This is a genomic window from Leifsonia araucanica, from assembly GCF_051161895.1.
In the GTDB taxonomy this organism is placed as follows: domain Bacteria; phylum Actinomycetota; class Actinomycetes; order Actinomycetales; family Microbacteriaceae; genus Leifsonia.
On record NZ_JBMBTW010000002.1, the window covers coordinates 2,037,950 to 2,059,126 of the forward strand.

Below are 21,177 nucleotides of genomic sequence, written 5' to 3' on the forward strand. Positions count from 1 at the left end.
GCAGTGTGGGTCATGGATGGAGGCTGGCAGTGAAGGCTGAACAGGTCACGGCACCGGTCACCTGGCACGGGGAAGGGCCGTCGTGGGACCGGGTGGGGCAGCGCCTGCTCGTGGTCGACATGCTCGCCGGCGCTGTCGTCGACCTCGCGTCGTTCGACCGCCCGCGGCGCTACGACGTCGGCAGCCCCGTCGCCGCGGTGATCCGGCGCAGGGCCTCCGGCGGTTTCGTCGTGGCGACCGAGCACGGCTTCTCGCTGTTCGACGAGGAGTTCTCCCTCGACCGGCGCCTGCCCGACGTGCTGACCGACCCCGGCATCCGGCTCAACGAGGGAGGCTGCGATCCGTTCGGCCGGTTCTTCTGCGGCTCGATGGCCTACGACGCCACGCCCGGCGCCGCCGCGATCTACCGACTCGAACCGGACACCACCACCTCCGTTGCCCTGACCGGCGCCACCATCTCGAACGGCCTGCAGTGGAGCGCCGACGGGTCGGTCGCCTACTACGTCGACACGGACACCAGGAGGGTGGATGTGTTCGACTACGACGGCACGGACGGCTCGTTCCACGATCGCCGCCCGCTCGTGACGATCGGCGACGACGTCGCCGGATCGCCGGACGGCATGACCATCGACGCGGACGGCGGGCTCTGGGTGGCCTTCTGGGGCGGAGGCGCCGTGCGACGCTACGACCAGGCGGGAGCCCTGACGGCCGTGCTCGACGTGCCCGGCGTCACGAACACCAGCGCGGCCGCCTTCGGTGGGCACGACCTGGACACCCTCTACGTCACGTCGTCCAGGCAGCACCTGCCGGACGACGCCGAGCCGCAGGCCGGGGCCGTGTTCGCCGCGCAGCCGGGGGTGCGCGGCGTCGCACTCCCCGACTACGCCGGCTGAATCAGGGCAGCTGGATCGTGCCGTCCATAAGGCGCGGGATGCCCAGCGGGTTCGCGTCCTGCAGGGCGGGCGGCAGTGCAGCATCCGGAGCGTCCTGGTAGGCGACCGGCCGCAGGAACCGCCCGATGGATGCGGTGCCCACCGAGGTGAAGTGCGGCGCCGTCGTCGCCGGGTACGGCCCGCCATGCTGCTGCGCGTACGTCACGGAGACGCCGGTCGGCCAGCCGTTCCAGAGCACGCGGCCCGCCTTCGCGGCGAGCAGTTCGATCAGGTCGCCGACGCTGTCGTCGTCCTCGCCGTGCACAGTTGCGGTGAGCTGGCCGTTCAGGCTGCGAGCGGCGGCGAGCAGCTCGTCGTCCGAGCCGTAGCGGACGAGCAGGGCGGCCGGCCCGAAGTGCTCCTCCAGCAGCTCCTCCGGATGCGCGAGGAAGGTGGCGACGTCTGTGCCGTACACCGTCGGCGTCGGCTGGTCCCCGCGCTCGGCCGACCCGGCGAGCAGGTCGACTCCGTCGCGGCCGGCGAGCGGGTCGAGGCTGCCGTAGAAGCCGTCGCGGATCGTGTCGGTGAGCATCGGGCCTCCGCTGCTCGCGCGCACCGCATCCACCACCAGCTGCTGGAGCGCAGACGACTCCGGCACGAACAGGACGCCCGGCTTCGTGCAGAACTGGCCGACGCCGAGCGTCATCGACGCCGCGAAGCCGTCGGCGATCCGTTCCGGCCGGGCCGCAGCGGCCGCCCGCGTCACGAAGACGGGGTTGACGCTGCCGAGCTCGCCGTAGAACGGGATCGGCTCCGGCCGGGATGCTGCCAGGTCGAACAGCGCCCGCCCGCCGGAGAGCGACCCGGTGAAGGTCGCGACAGCGAGCCGCGGGTCGAGGACGAGCGTGCGTCCCTCCTCCCTGCCCTCGACGATCGCGAACGTTCCGCCGGGTGCCTCCGCCTCGTCCAGTGCAGCCAGAATGTGCCCCGCGACCGCCCGGCTGAGCTCCGGATGCGCGGGGTGCGCCTTCACGACCACCGGCGCTCCCGCCGCGATGGCCGCCGCGGTGTCTCCACCGGCGACGGAGAAGGCGAACGGGAAGTTGCTCGCCGCGTAGACGGCGGCCGGCCCGATCGGGCGGAGCACCCTGCGCAGGTCGGGGCGGGCGCCCATCGGCCAGTCCGGATCGGCGTGGTCGATGGTGGCGTCGAGATAGCGGCCGTCCTCGACAGTCTGCGCGAACAGGCGCAGCTGGAAGGTGGTGCGCACCAGTTCGCCAGTGAGGCGCTGCGTGGTGAGGTGGCTCTCGCGCGCTGCGAGGTCGACCAGGGCGTCCGCATCGGCATCCAGCCGGTCGGCGATGGCGCGCAGCCAGGCGGCGCGCGCGGTGGGGGCCGAGAGGGCCAGCCGCGGGGCTGCGGCGGCCGCCTCCGTCATGGCGGTGTCGACGTCCACGGTGATCGTGTCCGATGCTGTCATCGCGCTCCCTCCTTCTGGGCGCCGACGAGCGACACCCCGTTGACCAGGCGTCCGACCCCGGCGATGTCGACTCCGACCTCATCGCCGGGCAGCAGCGTGAAGTCCGCGTCCGGCACCACGCCGGTGCCGGTCAGCAGGATCACACCGTCGGGGAAGTCCAGCCCCCGGAACAGCCAGTCGGCGAGGTCGTCGAGCGTGCGCGCCATCTGATCGGTCGACGCGGAGCCGCTGAAGACCGTCTCGCCGCCGCGGCTGATCTCGAGACCGATTGCGAACGGCGCCGCCACCTCCCAGGCCGGGACGATCTCCGGCCCCAGCCCGCAGGCGGCGGTGTACACCTTGGCCTGCGGAAGGTAGAGCAGGTTCTCCCCCTCGATCGACCGGCTCGACGCGTCGTCACCCGGCACGTAGCCGAACAGCCCGCCGTGGGCGTCGAGCACGAGGCCGAGTTCCGGCTCCGGCACGTTCCACGGAGAATCCGCGCGGACACCGACGTTCCCTCCCGGCCCGATCACGCGCGCGCCCGTCGCCTTGAAGAACAGCTCGGGGCGCTCGGCGGCGTAGACCTTGTCGTACGGCGTCCCGTCGCTCGCCTCCTCGATGCGGCCGTCCCTGCTGCGCAGGTAGGTCACACCGGCAGCCCAGACCTCCTGCTGCGGATCGACAGGCGCGAGCACCCTGGTGGGCACGATGCCGCCGCCGGATGCGCGCTCGACGGCGCTGCGCGCATCCGGAGCAGGCAGCCGGAGCAGCTCGGTCAGGGTGAGACCGAGCGGCGAGTACTCGTCACCGCGGCGGACCGCCCAGACGATCTCGCCGCCGGCCTCCACTCTGGCGATGGCCGTGCGCGGCCGGGCTGAGGCGGTGTTCTCGGTGCTCAATGGGACTCCCTCGTGACCACCGAGCCGCTCGACCCGACGAGGAAGTCGAGGTCGGCGCCGGTGTCTGCTCCTTGGACGTGTTCGATGTACAGCTTCTGCCAGCCGCGGTCTGCCCTCGCGAAGCCGTCGACCTCGCGCTGGGCGGCGGTTCGGCCCGCCAGCTCCGCCTCGTCGACCAGGAGTTCCAGGCGCCGGTTCGGCACGTCGAGCGAGATCAGGTCGCCGTCCTGCACGAGCGAGAGCGGTCCGCCGGCGGCCGCCTCGGGGGCGACGTGCAGCACGACGGTGCCGTATGCCGTTCCGGACATACGTCCGTCGCTGATCCTGACCATGTCGCGCACGCCCTGCTTCAGCAGCTTCTGCGGGATGGGCATGTTGCCCACCTCCGGCATGCCGGGGTAGCCCTTCGGCCCGCAGCCGCGGAGGACGACCACGGAGTCCGCGTCGACGTCGAGGTCCGGGTCGTCGAGGCGCGCGTGGGCGTCCTCGATGGAGTCGAAGACGACAGCCCTCCCGGTGTGCACCAGCAGCTCGGGGGTCGCGGCGGCCGGCTTGATGATCGCGCCGCGTGGGGCGAGATTGCCGTGCAGGACCGCGATGCCCGCGTCGTCCTGCAGCGGGTCGTCGCGGAGCGTGATCACGCCGCTGTCCCACACCTGGTTGCCGCCCAGGTAGTCGGTGAGCGGACGCCCGGTGACGGTCTGCGCCGCGGGGTCGAGCAGATCGGTGAGCTGGTCGAGCACGGCGAGGAAGCCTCCGGCGCGGAACAGGTCCTCCATCAGGTATGCGCCCGCCGGCTGCAGGTTGACGAGCAGCGGCACCTGGCCGCCGATCCTGTCGAAGTCCTCCAGGGTGAGGTCGATGCCCAGCCGCCCGGCGATCGCCAGCAGGTGCACGACGGCGTTGGTCGATCCGCCGATCCCGGCGAGCGCGACGATCGCGTTGTGGAAGGACTCCTTCGTGATGACCTGCGAGATGCGGCGATCCTCCAGCGCGAGCTCCACCGCGAGCCTGCCGGACGCGTGGGCCGCTTCGAGCAGGCGGCTGTCCGCGGCAGGGGTGCCCGCGACGCCGGGGATGGTCATGCCGAGCGCCTCGGCCATCAGCCCCATCGTGGATGCGGTGCCCATCGTGTTGCAGTGCCCCTTGCTGCGGATCATCTTCTTGTCCGTCGCCTCGAACTCCGCCTCGCTGAGCGTGCCGGCCCTGACCTCTTCCGAGAGCTGCCAGACACCGGTGCCGCAGCCCATCCGCTCCCCGCGGAAGTAGCCGTTCAGCATCGGGCCGCCCGGCAGCACGACGGCGGGGATGTCGACGGACGCCGCTCCCATCAGCAGGGCAGGGATCGTCTTGTCGCAGCCGCCGAGCAGCACGGCGGCGTCGATCGGGTTGGCGCGCAGCATCTCCTCGGTGGCCATCGCGGCCAGGTTGCGCCAGAGCATCGCCGTCGGCTTGACCAGCGTCTCCCCCAGCGACACCATCGGTACGTTGACCGGGACGCCGCCCGCCTCCCACACGCCCTGCTTGACGTATTCGGCCACCTCGTTGAGGTGCAGGTTGCACGGCGTGAGGTCGCTCGCGGTGTTCGCGATGGCGATCTGGGGCCTCCCGTCGAACGCGTGATCCGGCACGCCTCTGCGCATCCACGCCCGGTGGATGTACGGGTCGCGGCCGTCGCCGCCGTACCAGCCCTGTGATCGGACCATCGGGTGAATCTCCTTTGATTGATGTGCCCTACGGCGTACCGATTACGAAAGTTTTCCACGTTCCGCCATCCGCCGACGCAGGAGCCGATGGCCCCTGCTCCCGCCCGCTCCGAACTCGTTCTCGCGAAAACTTTCGTTAAATCGACGACTTGTTTCGTCGCGCTCTCAGGCTAGGGATGCGGTCTGAAGGTGTCAAGCGCGCCGACGCGGAGCGCGGCTATCCTGTGCCGATGACCCTTGAACTGTGCGTCCTGCTCTGGGCATCCGACGGCAACGACGACGCCCTCTCCCGCTACGAGGACACGGTCCTCGCACTCGTGCCGGAGCACGGAGGCCGGGTGGTCAGCCGGGTGCGCCGCATCGGCGACGGCGACGCCCCGCTCGAGGTGCAGGTCATCCAGCTGCCGGACGACGCAGCGCTGCAGGCGTACCTGACCGACCCGAGACGGGTGGCGCTGGCCGACGTGCACCGCGAGGTCGTGGCGCGCACCGAGCTGATCCGGGTGGAGACGCTGGTCTAGGCCGTTGCCTCCCGGGCCCGCCAACGGGAAGAGGGATATACTGTCCTCAAGACAGCATTTCGAGAGACGGCGGCGATGGCAGTGGATGAGGTTCCCGGCACAGCCCCCGGCCTGCCCTATCGCTCCGGCCAGCTCGCCGCGCTGCTCGAAGTCTTCGCGCTCTGGTCGTCCGGCGCGTTCATCCGGGGTCTCGCCGGCCGGGTCGGCGTCGAACTGGATACCACGGCGATCGTCGCCATCACCCTGCTGGCCAGGGACGGCGAGCAGCGCGCATCCACCCTCGCCTCCCGGCTGCACGTCGGAGCGTCGGCGATCTCGAAGCTGAGCGCCAGGCTCGGCGCGCACGGACTCGTCGAGAAGCGCGACGATCCGGACGACTCCCGCGCGACGCTGCTCCGGCTGACGGAGGACGGCACCGCAGCGGCGAGCGCCCTGGTCGACGCGGGCGACGCCATGATGGCCGACCTCCTGCAGACCTGGCCGGACCGCGACCGCGACGACTTCCGCCGCCTCCTGCAGCGCTTCAGGGACGAGGCCGTAGCGTACGCGGCGGGCGTCTCCGACCCGGCGGCCACGCCCGCACGACCCCCTCAGACCGACACATCCGCATAACCCGCATAACCCGCACAACCCGAGAAAGAAGAGACATGACCCGCACCTACCTCGTCACCGGAGCCGCGAGCGGCATCGGCAAGGCGACAGCCGAACTCCTGCGCTCCGGCGGACATCGCGTGATCGGCGCCGACCTCGCCGGCACCGACATCTCCGCCGACCTCTCCACCGCGGAGGGACGGGCGACGCTCGTCGAGAAGGCGACAGAGCTCTCCGGCGGAGTGCTCGACGGCGTGCTCGCCGTCGCCGGGCTGAGCGCCGGCATCCCCGTCACCGCAGCCGTCAACTACTACGGCGCCATCGCGACGCTCGACGGGCTGCGCCCGCTGCTCGCCGCCTCCAGCGCTCCCCGCGCCGTGGCTGTGGCGTCGATGGCCTCGCTGCAGAGCCACGACGAAACGCTGGTCGACCTGCTGCTCGACGGCACCGAGGAGGGTGCGCTCGCCCGCGCCGCGGTGCTCGCCGAGTCCCAGGCCACCGCGCACCAGATCTACTCGTCCAGCAAGCGCGCGCTCGCCCGCTGGCTGCGCCGGAACGCCGCGACGCCGGAATGGGCGGGTGCGAGCATCCCGCTCAACGCCATCGCCCCGGGTGTCGTCCTCACCCCGATGACCGCCGAGCTCGTCGCCACCCCGGAGGGCCGCGCCCGCCTGAACGAGCAGGTGCCGATGCCCCTCAACGGGCCGTTCGGACCCGAGGTCGCCGCCGAGCTGCTGGTCTGGCTCGCCGGCGAGCAGAACTCGCACCTGTGCGGGCAGGTGATCTTCGTCGACGGCGGCTACGAGGTGACCGTGCGCGGCGACAGCACCTGGTGAGCTGATCCGGACGGCCGCGCGCGGAGGGATGTCCGCTCGCGGCCGCTTTTGTTGCTATGGTCTGGATAGCTATTTCCACGTTGCAACTCTCGATGATGAGGATGTGATGGGTCCACGAACCGAACCCGCAGCCCCCGCAGCACTCCGCGTGACCCGTCCCGTCATCGGCGGCAGGACCTGGCTGGCGCTCGTCGTCGTCGGCCTGGTCGGCCAACTGGCGTGGACCGTCGAGAACATGTACCTCAACGTATACGTGTACGACACGATCTCTCCCGACCCCAACGTCATCGCCATCCTGGTCGGGGCGAGCGCGGTCGCCGCGACGATCGCCACGCTGCTCGTCGGCGCCTGGTCTGACCGGATGGGCCGCCGGCGCGCGATCATCGCCGTCGGCTATGTGGCCTGGGGCATCTGCACGGCCGCGTTCGGGTTCGTCGGAGCCCCGTCCGGTGCTGAAGCTCCCACCGGGGCCGCCCTCATCGGCGCCATCGTCGCGATCGTGCTGCTCGACTGCGTGATGAGCGCGTTCGGCTCCGGCGCCAACGACGCCGCGTTCAGCGCGTGGGTGACAGACTCCACCGCTCCGGCCAACCGGGGCAGGGTCGACGGCGTGCTCGCCGTGCTCCCGCTGATCGCCATGCTGCTGGTGTTCGGGCTGCTCGACGGCCTCACCCGCGCCGGAGACTGGAAGCTGTTCTTCGGCGTGGTCGGCATCGTCACCATCGCGACGGGCGCGCTGTCGTGGTTCCTCATCCGGGATCGCGGCGTTCCGGCCAGGCGGGAGCGCATCCTGAGCGCAGTGGTGCACGGTCTGCGCCCGAGCACGGTCAGGCGGCAGCCCGCCCTCTATCTCACGCTGGCGATCTGGGCCGTCATCGGCACGAGCACCCAGGTGATCCTGCCCTTCGTGATCATCTATCTGCAGCGCTACCTCCGCATCGAGTCGTACGCGCTCGCCCTCGGGATCGTCCTGATCCTGGCGTCCGCGCTGAGCATCGTCGCCGGCCGCGTGATGGACAGGGTCGGCAAGGCCAGGTTCCTGCTCCCCGCCGTCGGCGTCTTCGCTGTCGGCCTGATCGCCATGGCGTTCGCGCGCGACCTGCCGCTGGTCATCGCGGCGGCCACGGTGATGATGTCGGGCATGATGGCGTCGCTGGCGACGATCTCCGCGATGACCCGCGACCACACCCCGGCCGACCGTGCGGGCGCCGTGCAGGGCATCCGGATGATCCTCGCGGTGATGATCCCGATGATCGCCGGTCCGTTCCTCGGCGCCGCTGTCATTTCCGGTGCGGCGAACACATACACCTCGCTCGGCGTCGTGCAGCCGGTGCCCGGTCCGGAGATCTTCGCGACGGCGGCCGTGGTGCTCGTGCTGGTTCCCGTGCTCGTCGCCGTGCGCGCGAAGTGGGGCCGCGCGTGAGTCTGAGGACGCCGTGGGCCGATTCCCTCGACCGGGATGCCGTGCTGCAGGAGTACCCGCGCCCGCAGCTCGTGCGCGACAGCTACCTCAACCTCAACGGCCGGTGGGAGTACGCGATCACCGACAGCGCCGAGCATCCGGTGGACTGGGACGGCGACATCCTCGTGCCGTTCTCCCCGGAGGCGGAGCTCTCCGGCGTCGGGCGGCAGCTGCTTCCTGGACGGCACCTCTGGTACCGGCGCACGCTGCGCATCCCGATCGGGTTCGCGGAGGACAGGGTGCTGCTGCACTTCGGGGCCGTCGACCAGGACTGCGTCGTGTACCTCGACGGCGTTCGGGTGGGCGGGCACTCCGGCGGGTTCCTGCCGTTCTGCATCGACCTCGGTTCCGCTCTGTCCGACGTGGCCGAGCACGTACTGACCGTCGACGTGGTCGACGTCAGCGACACGAGCCACCGTTCCCGCGGCAAGCAGGCGTTGCGCCGCGGGGGCATCTGGTACACCGCGCAGTCCGGGATCTGGCAGACGGTCTGGCTGGAGTCCGTGCCGGCGGTGCACGTGCAGCGGCTCGACATCCGGCCGCTGCTCGCGGACGCCACGGTCGAGGTGACCGTGATCGGCAGCGCCGCCTCGACGACCGCCGAGGCCACGGTCGTCCTGACCGCCGACGGCGCGGTGGTGTCGAGCGGCAGCGGCAGGCCGGGCGAGCCGATCACCCTCCCCGTCGACGACGTGCGTGCGTGGAGCCCGGAGGATCCGTACCTCTACGACCTCGAGGTGCGACTCGGCACCGACAGCGTCACCAGCTACGTCGGGATGCGCTCCGTCGGCGTCGAGCGCGACGGGAACGGCATGCCCCGGCTCCTCCTCAACGGCCGCCCGTACTTCCACGCCGGCGTGCTCGACCAGGGCTACTGGCCGGACGGCCTGCTCACCGCACCCTCCGACGAGGCGCTCATCCACGACATCCAGAGCATGAAGGAGCTCGGCTTCACGATGCTGCGCAAGCACATCAAGGTCGAGTCGCTGCGCTGGTACCACCACTGCGACAGGCTCGGGATGCTCGTCTGGCAGGACATGGTCAACGGCGGCCGCCGGTACAACCCGGCGGTCATCACCGCACCGGTGCTGCTGCCCGTGCGCATCGACGACCGGCGGCATCGCGTCTTCGGCAGGCAGGATGCCGCGGGGCGCGAGGAGTTCCAGCGCGAGCTCGCCGAGACCGTCACGCTGCTGAAGAGCGTGCCGAGCGTGGTGGTCTGGGTGCCGTTCAACGAGGGCTGGGGGCAGTTCGACGCGCTCGACGCCGTGGAGCGCATCCGGTCGCTCGACCAGGACAGGGTCATCGACCACGCCAGCGGCTGGCACGACCAGAGCGGCGGCGACCTGCGCAGCCTGCACGTCTACTTCCGCCGCATCCGGCCGGCCAGGAGCTGGGGCCGCGACGGGCGCGCCGTCGTCGTGTCCGAGTACGGCGGGTACAGCCTCCGCCTCGCGGGGCACGCGTTCAGCGACCGCGAGTTCGGCTATCGCAGACTCCCGTCCGTCTCCGCGTTCACGGATGCGTTCGCCGCACTGCACAGGGATGAGGTACTTCCCGCCATCGCGGCGGGGCTGTCCGGAATCGTGTACACGCAGCTCGCCGACGTGGAAGACGAACTGAACGGCCTCCTCACCGCCGACCGGACCGTGCTGAAGGCCGACGCGGGCACCGTCCGCACGATCACCCGGGAGCTCGCCGCGCGGTTCTCGCTCGTCGCCCCACCGAACCAGCCGGCACACGAAGGAGTCCAGGATGGGTCGCAGAATCGTCGAGCGTGAACTGACGGAGCCCGTGTCGCTCTGCCTCGCGGATGGACGGCTCGACCGCCGCTCGGTCGGCTGGTCGCGCACACCGCTGCACGACACGTCCGGCATCGACGGCCGCACCGTCTGGGGCCGCAACAAGCGCTGGGAGTACTGGGCCGTCACGACGCCGACGCACATCGTGTCGCTCACCGTCTCGTCGCTCGACTACGCGGCTGTGCACGGGATCATGGCCCACGACATCCGGTCGGGCGCGACCGTCGAGCGCGGAGCCGTCTCCCCGCTCGCCGGGAGCGCGACCCTCCCTCCCCGGCTGGGCGCGTCGTCGGCCAGGGCACGCACCCGCTCGCTGTCCATCGACATCGACGAGCTGCCGGGCGGCACGCGCCTGCGGGGAACAGCACCCGGCGTCGCCTTCGACATCACCGCCGAGCGTCCGGACGGACACGAGGTGCTCGCCGTCGTCGTCCCCTGGTCGCACAAGCGCTTCCAGTACACGGTCAAAGACGTCGCGCGCCCCGCCACCGGCTGGCTGGACATCGACGGTACGCGCGTGGAGCTGCCGTCCGGCGAGAGCTGGGCCGTGCTCGACCACGGCAGAGGGCGCTGGCCGTACCGGATGCGGTGGAACTGGGGCGCGGCATCCGGTGTGGTCGACGGGAGGACGATCGGCCTGCAGCTCGGCGGGAGGTGGACGGACGGGACGGGCTCCACGGAGAACGGCGTGCTCGTCGACGGCGCGCTGCACAAGATCAGCGAAGAACTCGACTGGGAGTACGACGAACGGGACTGGCTGGCGCCGTGGCGCATCCGCGGCACCAGTGTCGACGTGACCTTCGTGCCGTTCTGGGACCACACGAGCTCGACGGAACTGGGCGTCTTCGGCAGCCGCGGCCACCAGTGCTTCGGCCACTACTCCGGGTGGGCCGACACCGCGGAGGGGCGCATCCGGATCGACGGGCTGCTCGGCTGGGCGGAAGACGTGCGCAACCGCTGGTGACGCTCAGCCGATGAGCGCGTGCGCCCTGGCCGGGAACGACGTCGGAGACTCGGCGAGCAGCGTGAAGACGCCGAGCTCGCCGATCACACTGTGCAGCACCCAGGTCCTGCTGTGCAGGCCGCCGGACGACGCGTAATCGACCACGATCATGTCCGGATGCGGGGCGTCGCCCTCCAGGTGCAGGATGCGGGCGGTGCCGGAACCGGCCGGCCCGCTCAGCCAGGCCGAGCATCCGCCCTGGTCGTCGCCGGAGCGGGGAGAGGCGATGGCGAGCGCTGCGTCGCTGACGCGGAGCACGGCGGGAGTCTGGCGCGTGGTCTTCACTGACATGGTGCGGTCTCCGATCGGTGCGGGTAGTGGTGCTGTGAAGGTGGTGCTGTGGTGAGCGGGGCGCCGCATATCGGTACAGCGCCCCGCTCGGCTCCGGCTGCGGTAGTGGACCTACGCAGTGGCGTCCGGAGCGGTCTGTGCGGGCCCGGGGGCCCGGGTGAGGTGCGTCACCAGCGGCGTTCGACCTCCTCGACGTGGCCGAAGACATCCGCGAACTCGACGACCTCGCCGGTGTCGAGCGTGATCCGCCCCGAGTAGTGGCCGAAACAGCTGTCCGCCCTGCTCATCACGATCCAGCGGTCGAACAGGTGCCGTGAGTGGTGCTCCGGGGTGAAGGTGACCTCCACGCCGGGGCCGGTGAGCGTCCAGGGCCGCAACCACTCCGTCGGGTCGTAGCGCCAATCGAGGTGCGAGCTGATCTTGTGCAGGCGGCCGTCGACGCGGATCCAGTTCTCGGTCGACGGAGTTCCGTCCGTCCACTTGCCGCCGAACTGCAGGCCGAGCTCCCGCCCGTCCGCGCTCAGGCCGTTGCCCGCTCCCCAGTTCCAGAAGGTGAAGTACGGCCAGCGGCCACGACCGCGGTCGTGCACGGCGTACGACTCCTCCGGCTCGATGTTGTGGGTGACGCCGTCCACGACGATCACGCCCTGCGCGCGCAGGCAGTTGTCCTTCTTCGTGTACTGGAAGACACGGTCGCTCCACGGGACGACGACGCCCATCGACTCGTGATCCGGCTCGCCGATGATGCGCAGGTCGACTGAGATGCGTGCAGACTCTGCATGCAGCACGGTGTTCACCCCGCGCGGCGTCATCCTGACCAGCACGTCGTTGCGGCTTGCCTCCATCGGCTCGCGATTGGTCTCGTCGCGCATCCCGCCCGCTCCGGGGAACCAGGTGTTCCCGCCCTGCCGGATCTCGGTGTACGTGGCGCGGTCGAGGTGGGTGACGGAGACGTTCGCGCGGTAGTCGTGGTGCGAGATGTTCATCGTCACGATCGACGTCGGCGTGACGATGGCCCAGTACTCGAAGCGCTTGTTGCGCCCCCAGCCCGGCAGCCCTGTCCTGTGCAGCGCCCTGCGCGTCCAGCCGACCGCCGCCGGATTCAGCTTGCCCGATGGGAGACACAGCTCCGTCATCTCGGTGATCTCGCGCTCGATGACGCTCTCGCCACCGGGCTCCACCTGTTTGAGAGGTAGCCTCACTCGTTCCGGCCTTTCTGTCTGTCGTCGTTCATGGGATCAGCCCTTCGTGGCGCCGTCGGCGAGGCCGCGGATCAGCCACTTCTGGACGAGGAGGGCGAGGATCACGACGGGCACGACCGTGAGCATGCCTGCGGCGGACAGCGCTCCCCAGTTGGCGCCGTGCTCGGTGTCGCCCGCCATCCCGGCGATGGCGACGGGGAGCGTCGTGGCCTTGCGATTGGTCAGCACCAGGGCGAAGAGGAGCTCCTCCCAGGCCAGGATGATGCTGAAGATGAAGGTGGAGATGAGGCCGGGCGCGGAGATCGGCACGATGATCCGGAAGAAGGCGCCCATCCGGGAGCAGCCGTCGATCATCGCCGACTCCTCCAGCTCCTTGGGCAGCGCGAGAAAGAACCCGCGCATCAGCCACATCACGTACGGGATGACGAACGAGCAGTACGCGAGGATCAGCGTGATGTGCGTGTCCGTGATCCCGAGCGTGCGGGCCACGAGGAACATCGGCACGGCTAGGGCGATCGGCGGAACACCGCGTGACGCGAGGATCAGCACGCCGATCGTGGCCGCGCCCTTGATCTTCAGGCGGGACAGCGCGTAGCCGGCCATCGCTCCGGCGACCAGCGACAGGATGCCCGCCCCGCCCGCCACGATGATCGTGTTGATCATCTTCGGGCCGAGGCCGCCCTGCACGAACGCCTGCACGTACTGGTTGAGCGTCGGATCGAAGAAGACCGTCGGCGGGGTGGTGAAGATGTCCCTCTGCTGCTTGAACGAGGTGAGGAGCATCCAGAGCAGCGGCAGCAGGAAGAGCGCGCAGATGATGACGCCCGACCAGATGCGGGCTCGCTCGCTGCGGCGTCGCCGGACGATGGCGGAGGTCCTTGGCTGCTTCGTCTGCTCCCTGAGACTCTCCCTGTCCCTGGTGATCGTGGTCACAGTCTGTCCTCCAGTTTCTTGCTGCCCAGCAGGAACACGAACGTGAGGATCATCGTGATGACGAGCACGATCACCGCCATCGCCGACGACTCGCTGAACTTGAGCAATCGGAACGCCTGTTGATAGATGAAGAGGTTGACGACGTTCGTCGCCTCCCCCGGGCCGCCGTTCGTGGTCGCGAGGATGATGTCGAACATCTTCACCGCACCCAGCCAGCGCACCACGAAGGTCGCGGCGATGATCGGGCCCAGCATGGGGAGACTGACCGATTTGAGCGTCTGCCACCAGTTGGCCCCGTCCACCTTTGCCGCCTCGAACACGTCCTTCGGCAGCGCGAGCAGCGCGGCGGCGGCGATCAGGGCGACGAACGGCACGGAGCGCCAGGTGTCGATGAGGACCACGCTGATCATCGACATGGTCGCGTTGCCGAACCAGTCGATCGGCGGGATCCCGAACAGGCCGAGGAACCACCCGACCACACCCCAGAGCGGGTCGAGGATCATCTTCCAGATCCCGCCGGAGACGACGGGGGCCACGACCATCGGGATGAGGAAGAGGGCGCGGACGATGCCACGCCCTCTCCACTCGGCGTTCATCAGATAGGCGATCCCGAAACCGAGCACGATCTGCAGCGGAAGAGCGAGCACCAGGTAAATGCCGGTGACGACCAGGGAGTTCTGGAACGTCTCGTTCTGCAGTGCAGCCGTGTAGTTCTCGAGACCGACCCATTCGGTCGGTGAGAACGTTGCGAGGTCGAACTTCGAGAAGCTGATCTGCAGCGTGTAGAGCAATGGATATGCGAGGACAGCGGCGAGGAGCACCGTTGCCGGCAGCATGAACGTCCATCTGCTGAAGATGTCCCGCATCCGCGAGACGCGACGAGCGCGGTCCACACGCTGTCTCGTGAGTTCGACCGTCATGTTCCTACTTCTTCAGGAGTTTGTTGATCTGATCCGTGGCCTTCTTCAGCGCGTCCTCCGACGACGCCTGGCCTTGGACGGCTGCACTCGTCTGGTCGGCGAGGACCTCCTGGATCGCGTTCGACTCCGGGCTGCGAGGCCGCCACATCTGGCCCTTCTCCGCCACGTCGTACGCGCTCTGGATGGTCGTGAAGACCGGGGAGAGCCACGCCTGCTCCGGGGTGGTTGCGAGCGTCGACTTTCGGGCGGGGAACGATCCGAGGGTGTTGGTCGTCCAGACCTCGCCCTTCTTCGACGTCATCCACTGCAGGAACGTCCAAGCCGCTTCTGGGTGTGTGGAGTTCTTGAAGACCGAACCGCTCCAGATGCCGCGGTGCGTGCTCGGCCCGTCCGAACCGGCCGGCATCGTCTGGATGCCCACCTGGTCCGGCGTCAGCTTCGTGACGGCCGGGTCGACGGCGGCGCTCTTGTATGCACTGCCCCAGGTGAAGATGGAGGCGACCTTGCCCTGGCGGAACGCATCCAGGGGCTCGGTGTAGTTGTAGTTCGTCGCTCCGGGAGGCGCGTACTTGAGCAGGTCGACCTGCGTCTGCAGCGCGGCCGCGCCTTCCTTGGTGTCGAACGTCGGCTTCATGTTCTTGTCGAACAGCGCGCCTCCGTTGGAGTTGAGGACGGCCTGCCAGACCGGCGGGGAGAGCACTCCGCGCATCCAGGTGAGCCCGACGGCCCACGAGTCGACCTTGCCGTCTCCGTCGGTGTCCTGCACCAGAGACGGGGCCTCCTTCAGGTACTGGTCCCAGGTGAGCTCGGGGGTGGGCTCTGCGAGACCGGCCTTCGCGTACAGCGCCTTGTTGTAGAACATCAGCAGCATGTTGGAGCGCAGCGGGACGCCGTACTGCTTGCCGTCCCACTCACTGGATGCGAGGGGCGCAGCGTTGAAGTCGGCCCACTCGTACGCCTTGTCCGTCCACTGCTTCGCGTCGTTCTTGAGGTCGAGCAGCACCCCGGCGTCCGCCAGCTGCGGCGTCCACGGGTCGTCGAGCGTGATCAGGTCGTACTGCGGCTCGGGGTCCGTGCCGTTGAGCAGGCCCTTCGCGAGCAGTTCGGTGTACGGCACGGCGTCGATGGTGACGTCGATGTACGGGAACTCTTTGTTGAACTCGGGGACCAGCTGGTCCTGCCACTGCTGTGCGAACGCGTCGTTCGACATCATCGTGATCTTGACGTGCTTCTTGGCCGTGCCGATGCCGCCGCCGTCCGCGGCGGGCGCTTCGCTGGTCCCAGTGCACGCGGTGAGTGCGATCAGGCTGAGTGCCGCAGCTCCTGCGACTGCCAGCAGCCGTTTCGGCCGCCGTTGGGTGCCTGCTGTCATACAGATCATCTCCTCGTCGTTGATTGGATGTTCGTGGTCGGGTGGCCGCTGGGCGCTTCGAGGTGGGGGTGCCTCGGTGTCGTGTGCGAAACGGTGCTCCGGCCGGAATGTGGATGCCGGAGAGCTGGCGCCGGGGGTGTGGCGAGCTGCTCTGCAGGGACACTCAAGCAGACATTCCAAAATATTGCAACGTGGAAACATGCAAATGTGTCAACGTTGCAACAATCGACTCCCCTACGATGTGACCGTGACCAGTATGGACGAGCAGAACCCGGGCCGACGATCGGGAGCGCCCACGATCAAAGACGTGGCCGCGCTCGCCGGCGTCTCGTACCGGACGGTCTCGAACGTCGTCAACGGGCACAAGTACATCAGCGAGGCGACCCGCACGAAAGTCGAAGCGGCCATCGCCGAGGTCGGCTACCGCCCGCAGCTGGCGGCCAGGCAGCTGCGCAGCGGACGGAGCAACCTGCTCACCCTGTCCGTGCCGTTCGTCTCCCACCCGTACTTCGCCCAGCTCGCCCACGCCGTCGTCACCGAGGCGGAACGGTTCGGCTACGACGTGGTGATCGACGAGACCAGGGGCCTGCTCGAGCGGGAGCTGCGCGTGGCGGCCGGATTCCGCACGATCCTCACCGACGGGATCCTGTTCAGCCCGCTCTCGATCGACCTCGAACGCTTCGAGGCGGAACGCGGCTCGACCCCGCTGGTCCTGCTCGGCGAGCGCTTCCGCAGCGAGAGGATCGACAGCGTCGTCGTCGACAACGTCCGCTCCAGCTACGACGCGACGATGTGCCTCATCGAGAGCGGCAGGCGCACCCTCGGCTTCCTCGGGAACGTGAAGGTCGGAACGATCGGCGCAGCCCCGGCCGACCTCCGCATCCGGGGCTTCCAGAAAGCCCTCGACGAAGCGGGGCTCACCGCAGACCCGGCGCACATCGTCACCGTGTCGCGCTGGGACCAGTCGAGCCCGGACGGCGACTACTCGCGCGAGGAAGGCTACGAGCGCACGAAGGAGCTGATCGAGCGGCTGGGTGCAGGTGGCGCGGGTGGCGCATCCAGGGCTGGCGGCGCAGGAGGCGCGGGCGGCGCACCCGGCGCATCCAATCCCCTCGGCGGCCTGGACGGGCTGGTGTGCGCCAACGACCTCCTCGCCATCGGTGCGCTACGGGCGTTCCGCGAGGCAGGCATCTCCGTGCCGGGCGACATCGCGGTGGTCGGCTGGGACAACACCGCGGAGGCCGCGTTCTCCGCGCCGTCGCTGACCACCATCTCCCCCGACCTGCACGAGATCGCCCGGCTGGCGATCGTCGCGATGCTGCGGCGCCTCGACGAGCCGGAGGCCGAGCCGCGCACCGACCACGCGCCGTACAGCCTCGTGCGCAGGGAGTCCACCGCGGTCGGCTGATCGGCTCCACAAATATTTCCACGTTGCAACAAGACAAGGATGTCTGATTGGATGCACGCATGACGCACCACGAGCCGCCGATGCCACTCGCCGGGGCGCCACTCCCCGGGACACCGCTCGCGGGCATCCGGGTCGCCGACTTCACGCGCATCCTGGCCGGCCCGTACGCCACCATGATGCTGGCCGACTTCGGCGCGGACGTGGTCAAGATCGAGAGCCCGCTCGGCGACGACACCCGCCGCTGGCTTCCCCCTGCCGACGAGCACGGCGACTCCACGTACTTCTCCGGCGTGAACCGCTCCAAGCGCTCCGTCGTCTGCGACCTGCGCACGCCGCAGGGCCTCGCCACCGCCCGCCGCCTCGCGCACACCGCCGATGTGGTGATCGAGAACTTCCTCCCGGGGACGATGGAGCGGTTCGGCCTCGGCGACGCCGCCGTCCGCGCGGCCAATCCGGGAGTCGTCTACTGCTCGATCACCGGCTTCGGCCCGGGAAGCGACCTTCCCGGCTACGACCTGCTCGTGCAGGCGGTCGGCGGCCTGATGAGCGTGACCGGCGCGGCAGACGGACCTCCGACCAAGGCGGGCGTCGCCCTCGTCGACGTGCTCACCGGACTCAACGCCTTCTCCGGCATCCTGCTCGCCCTCCGCGCCCGCGAGACGACCGGGCTCGGCGACCATCTCGACGTCGACCTCCTCAGCACCCTGCTCGCCGCCCTCACCAACCAGGCGTCGAGCGCGCTCGCCACCGGCATCGACCCAGGACGCCTCGGCAACGCGCACCCGAGCATCGCCCCGTACGAGCTGTTCGACTGCCAGGACCGCGAGCTCGTCATCGCGGTCGGCAACGACCGCCAGTTCGCCGCCCTCTCCGACGAGCTGGGCCGCCCCGACCTCGCCGCCGACGAGCGTTTCCGCAGCAACGCGCAGCGCGTCAGCCACCGGGATGCGCTCCGCCACGAACTCGAGTCCGTCCTCCGCACCGCTCCGGCCGCTCACTGGAAACAGCGCCTCGACGCCCGGGATGTGCCGGCCGGGCTGGTGAACACGATCAGCGAGGCCGTGGCGCTCGCGGAGAGCCTCGGCGCGCATCCGGTGCAGCAGCTGGTCGACGACCGGGGCGAGGTCGCCGGCCGCCAGCCGGCCAACCCCATCCACCTGGCCGGTTCGCCCCCTCGGCTCGGCCGCGCCGCCCCCGCGCTCGGCCAGCACGACGATGCCGACTGGCTCCCCTCCACCCCCGATGACGAACCCGCCCACGACCCCGGCACCCACCGACAGGAACCCCGATGACAGCACTCTCCGACACCTTCGACCTCGCACCGCTGCTCACCGCCGAGGAGCTCGACTGGCAGGAGCGAGCGCGCACCTTCGCCCGCGAGCGCCTGCTCCCCGTGGTCGACGAGGACTTCGAGAACCGGCACTTCCGCCGCGAACTCATCGCCGAGTTCGGGGCCGCCGGGTTCCTCGGCATGCACCTCCCCGACGATGGCTGCGCCGGGGCCGGAGCCGTCGGCTACGGCCTGGTCTGCCACGAGCTGGAGGCCGTCGACAGCGGGTGGCGCACGTTCGTGTCCGTGCAGGGTTCGCTCGCCATGACCGCCATCTCGCGGTTCGGCTCGTCCGATCAGAAGGCACTCCTCCCCGCGATGGCCCGCGGCGAGGTGATCGGATGCTTCGCGCTGACCGAGCCGCAGGGCGGAAGCGACCCCGCCGCGATGACCACCACAGCCACGAGGGACGGCGACGACTGGCTGATCAGCGGCCGCAAACGCTGGATCGGACTGGCGGGCGTCGCCGACGTCGCCGTGGTGTGGGCGCGCACCGACGACGGCATCCGGGGCTTCGTCGTCGACACCGCCTCGCCCGGCTTCACCGCCACGATCATCGCCGACAAGCTCTCGATGCGCACCTCGGTGCAGTACGAGATCGACCTCGACGCCTGCCGCGTCCCCGCCTCCGCCCAGCTTCCGGATGCCGTCGGGCTGTCCGCACCGTTCACCTGCCTCAACGAGGCGCGCTTCGGAATCGTCTGGGGCGCGATGGGCGCCGCCCGCAGCTGCATCGAGGTGGCCGTCGAGCGCGCGACGTCTCGCGAGGTGTTCGGCTCCCCGATCGGCTCGAAGCAGCTCATCCAGCAGCGTCTCGCCGACATGCTGGTCGAGTACGAGAAGGGCATGCTGCTCGCCCTGCACCTGGGTCGCCTGGAGGAGCGGGGAGCCATCACGCCCGTGCAGATCAGCGTCGGCAAGCTGAACAACGTGCGCGAGGCGCTGACCATCGCGCACAGCGCCCGCACGATCCTCGGCGGTGACGGCGTGACGAGCGCGTTCCCGGTGATGCGCCACATGGCCAACCTGGAGTCGGTCAGGACGTACGAGGGCACCGACGACATCCACACGCTCGTCATCGGCCGCTCGCTCACCGGGCTCTCGGCGTTCTGATGCCAGGACCGACCCCCGTGGAGGAGGCGGTCGCCGCCGCGGCCGCGTCCGGCTTCACCGCCACCACCCGCTCGGAGCGCGCCGCCGCCCTCGTCGCCTTGGCCGCTGCGCTGGAGCGCGCGAGCGCCGAACTCGTCGCCATCGCCGCGGCCGAGACGCACCTGACGCCCTCCCGCCTCTCCGGCGAGGTCACGCGTACCGCCAACCAGTTGCGCTTCTTCGCCGAGGTGATCGAGGAGGGCGGCTACCTCGAAGCGGCGGTCGACCGCGCCGACCCGTCCACGGTTCCTCCGCGCCCCGACCTGCGGCGCATGCTGCGTCCGCTCGGCGTCGTGGCCGTGTTCACCGCCTCCAACTTCCCGTTCGCGTTCTCGGTGCTCGGGAACGACACGGCCTCCGCGATCGCGGCGGGCTGCCCCGTGGTGGTCAAAGCGCATCCGGGGCACCCGCTGCTCTCCCGCCGCACGGCGGAGCTGGCCAGGGATGCGCTGGCCGCCGCGGGCATCCACCCCGATGCCATCACGCTGGTGGAGGGCATGGACGCGGGTGTCGAACTCGTGCGGCACCCGCTCGTCACGGCGGTGGCGTTCACCGGTTCCGAGCGCGGGGGCAGAGCCCTCTTCGAGGTGGCGGCGTCGCGTCAGCAGCCCATCCCGTTCTACGGCGAACTGGGCAGCATCAACCCGGTCGTCATCACCGCCGCCGCGGCGAGCGCCGACGCCGCCTCCCTCGCCGCCGGGCTGGTGGAGGTGGTGACCAGGGATGCCGGGCAGTTCTGCACCAAGCCCGGCCTGGTGTTCGCTCCGGCCGGGCACGGCTTCGCCGCCGCGGTGGCGGGCGAACTCGCGTCTGCTCCCGCGCATCCGCTGCTCACCGACGGCATGACGAGCGCGTTCGAGCAGCGGGTGGCGGTGCTCACCCGGCGCGACGACCTCGCGGTCTCGCGCGGCCCAGGACACGCGGACGCGCGCCCCGCTGTGGTGACCGCGGACATCGCGGCATTCCTCGCCGACCCGGATGCGCTGCTCGCCGAGTGCTTCGGCCCCCTGACCGTCGTGGTCGAGTACACCGCCGACGACGACCTGCTGCCCGCGCTCGGCCACCTTCCCGCCTCGCTGACGGCGACCATCCGCTCGGCGCCGGACGAGGACGTGACCTGGCTCGCCGCGATCCTGTCGCCCCGGTGCGGAAGGCTGGTCTTCGACGGCTGGCCAACCGGCGTCGCGACGGGATGGGCCCAGCACCACGGCGGAGCGTGGCCGGCCACGACCGGCTCGTTGCACAGCTCGGTCGGCGCCAGTTCGCTCCGCCGCTTCCTCACTCCGGTCGCCTACCAGAACGCCCCGGAGAGCGTGCTGCCGGCCGAGCTGCAAGACGCGAACCCGCTGCACCTCCCGCGCCGGGAGAACGGGCGGCTGGTGCCCGCCGCCCGCGGGTAGTCCACCGGGCCAAGA

At 70.1% G+C, this 21,177-nt stretch carries 19 protein-coding genes; 11 read left to right on the forward strand and 8 right to left on the reverse strand.

Features of this window, described 5'->3' with window-relative positions:
- Positions 1-29: 29 nt before the first annotated feature.
- Positions 30-893 carry an SMP-30/gluconolactonase/LRE family protein gene (locus ACN6M5_RS09765; RefSeq protein ID WP_434949478.1) on the forward strand — a complete coding sequence of 288 codons (864 nt, stop codon included), beginning with the start codon at positions 30-32 and terminating at the stop codon, positions 891-893.
- Between the two features lies 1 nt (position 894).
- On the opposite strand, the gene ACN6M5_RS09770 is transcribed toward ACN6M5_RS09765, so the two are convergent.
- From ACN6M5_RS09770 to ACN6M5_RS09780, 3 genes are read right to left on the reverse strand one after another with little or no spacing between them, the layout of a single operon-like run.
- Positions 895-2,352, reverse strand: a complete 1,458-nt coding sequence (locus ACN6M5_RS09770; RefSeq protein ID WP_434949479.1) for an aldehyde dehydrogenase (NADP(+)) — start codon at positions 2,350-2,352, stop codon at positions 895-897.
- On the reverse strand, positions 2,349-3,233 hold the full coding sequence (locus ACN6M5_RS09775) for a fumarylacetoacetate hydrolase family protein (RefSeq protein WP_434949480.1): 885 nt from the start codon (positions 3,231-3,233) through the stop codon (positions 2,349-2,351). The genes ACN6M5_RS09770 and ACN6M5_RS09775 overlap by 4 nt, the downstream gene beginning before the upstream one ends.
- Positions 3,230-4,939 carry an IlvD/Edd family dehydratase gene (locus tag ACN6M5_RS09780; RefSeq protein WP_434949481.1) on the reverse strand — a complete coding sequence of 570 codons (1,710 nt, stop codon included), beginning with the start codon at positions 4,937-4,939 and terminating at the stop codon, positions 3,230-3,232. The genes ACN6M5_RS09775 and ACN6M5_RS09780 overlap by 4 nt, the downstream gene beginning before the upstream one ends.
- 230 nt (positions 4,940-5,169) lie before the next feature.
- Between ACN6M5_RS09780 and ACN6M5_RS09785 the strand changes: the two genes are divergently transcribed.
- The 6 genes from ACN6M5_RS09785 (at position 5,170) to ACN6M5_RS09810 (ending at position 11,115) form a co-directional block, all read left to right on the forward strand.
- Positions 5,170-5,460 carry a DUF1330 domain-containing protein gene (locus tag ACN6M5_RS09785; protein WP_434949482.1) on the forward strand — a complete coding sequence of 97 codons (291 nt, stop codon included), beginning with the start codon at positions 5,170-5,172 and terminating at the stop codon, positions 5,458-5,460.
- 75 nt (positions 5,461-5,535) lie between these two features.
- Complete coding sequence (locus ACN6M5_RS09790; protein WP_434949483.1) at positions 5,536-6,072, forward strand: MarR family winged helix-turn-helix transcriptional regulator; 537 nt, start codon at positions 5,536-5,538, stop codon at positions 6,070-6,072.
- A 35-nt stretch (positions 6,073-6,107) separates the two neighbouring features.
- Positions 6,108-6,887, forward strand: coding sequence for an SDR family oxidoreductase (locus ACN6M5_RS09795; protein ID WP_434949484.1), 780 nt, complete (start codon positions 6,108-6,110; stop codon positions 6,885-6,887).
- Positions 6,888-6,993: 106 nt separating this feature from the next.
- Positions 6,994-8,310 carry an MFS transporter gene (locus ACN6M5_RS09800; protein WP_434949485.1) on the forward strand — a complete coding sequence of 439 codons (1,317 nt, stop codon included), beginning with the start codon at positions 6,994-6,996 and terminating at the stop codon, positions 8,308-8,310.
- Complete coding sequence (locus tag ACN6M5_RS09805; RefSeq protein ID WP_434949486.1) at positions 8,307-10,130, forward strand: glycoside hydrolase family 2 protein; 1,824 nt, start codon at positions 8,307-8,309, stop codon at positions 10,128-10,130. The genes ACN6M5_RS09800 and ACN6M5_RS09805 overlap by 4 nt, the downstream gene beginning before the upstream one ends.
- The gene (locus ACN6M5_RS09810; protein WP_434949487.1) at positions 10,105-11,115 is read left to right on the forward strand and encodes a DUF2804 domain-containing protein; all 1,011 of its coding nucleotides are present in this window, start codon (positions 10,105-10,107) and stop codon (positions 11,113-11,115) included. The genes ACN6M5_RS09805 and ACN6M5_RS09810 overlap by 26 nt, the downstream gene beginning before the upstream one ends.
- 3 nt (positions 11,116-11,118) lie before the next feature.
- Here the strand turns inward: ACN6M5_RS09810 and ACN6M5_RS09815 are convergent, their stop codons facing one another.
- From ACN6M5_RS09815 to ACN6M5_RS09835, 5 genes are all read right to left on the reverse strand, one after another.
- Positions 11,119-11,445, reverse strand: coding sequence for a hypothetical protein (locus ACN6M5_RS09815; RefSeq protein ID WP_434949488.1), 327 nt, complete (start codon positions 11,443-11,445; stop codon positions 11,119-11,121).
- Between the two features lie 167 nt (positions 11,446-11,612).
- A complete protein-coding gene (locus ACN6M5_RS09820) occupies positions 11,613-12,647 on the reverse strand; it encodes a DUF2804 domain-containing protein (protein WP_434949489.1) in 1,035 nt (344 codons plus the stop codon).
- Positions 12,648-12,683: 36 nt separating this feature from the next.
- Positions 12,684-13,580 carry a carbohydrate ABC transporter permease gene (locus ACN6M5_RS09825; protein WP_434949490.1) on the reverse strand — a complete coding sequence of 299 codons (897 nt, stop codon included), beginning with the start codon at positions 13,578-13,580 and terminating at the stop codon, positions 12,684-12,686.
- Positions 13,577-14,500 carry a carbohydrate ABC transporter permease gene (locus tag ACN6M5_RS09830; protein ID WP_210723966.1) on the reverse strand — a complete coding sequence of 308 codons (924 nt, stop codon included), beginning with the start codon at positions 14,498-14,500 and terminating at the stop codon, positions 13,577-13,579. The genes ACN6M5_RS09825 and ACN6M5_RS09830 overlap by 4 nt, the downstream gene beginning before the upstream one ends.
- Before the next feature lie 4 nt (positions 14,501-14,504).
- Entirely contained in the window at positions 14,505-15,872 is a 1,368-nt protein-coding gene (locus ACN6M5_RS09835) for an ABC transporter substrate-binding protein (RefSeq protein WP_434949491.1), read from the reverse strand.
- Between the two features lie 256 nt (positions 15,873-16,128).
- On the opposite strand from ACN6M5_RS09835, the gene ACN6M5_RS09840 reads away from it, so the two are divergent.
- From ACN6M5_RS09840 to ACN6M5_RS09855, 4 genes are read left to right on the forward strand one after another with little or no spacing between them, the layout of a single operon-like run.
- On the forward strand, positions 16,129-17,280 hold the full coding sequence (locus tag ACN6M5_RS09840) for a LacI family DNA-binding transcriptional regulator (RefSeq protein ID WP_434952365.1): 1,152 nt from the start codon (positions 16,129-16,131) through the stop codon (positions 17,278-17,280).
- 59 nt (positions 17,281-17,339) lie between these two features.
- Positions 17,340-18,572 (forward strand): CaiB/BaiF CoA transferase family protein, encoded by a 1,233-nt coding sequence (locus tag ACN6M5_RS09845; protein WP_434949492.1) that lies wholly within the window; start codon positions 17,340-17,342, stop codon positions 18,570-18,572.
- Entirely contained in the window at positions 18,569-19,723 is a 1,155-nt protein-coding gene (locus ACN6M5_RS09850) for an acyl-CoA dehydrogenase family protein (RefSeq protein ID WP_434949493.1), read from the forward strand. Before ACN6M5_RS09845 ends, ACN6M5_RS09850 begins: the two co-directional genes overlap by 4 nt.
- Positions 19,723-21,162 (forward strand): aldehyde dehydrogenase family protein, encoded by a 1,440-nt coding sequence (locus ACN6M5_RS09855; RefSeq protein WP_434949494.1) that lies wholly within the window; start codon positions 19,723-19,725, stop codon positions 21,160-21,162. Before ACN6M5_RS09850 ends, ACN6M5_RS09855 begins: the two co-directional genes overlap by 1 nt.
- Positions 21,163-21,177 lie beyond the last annotated feature (15 nt).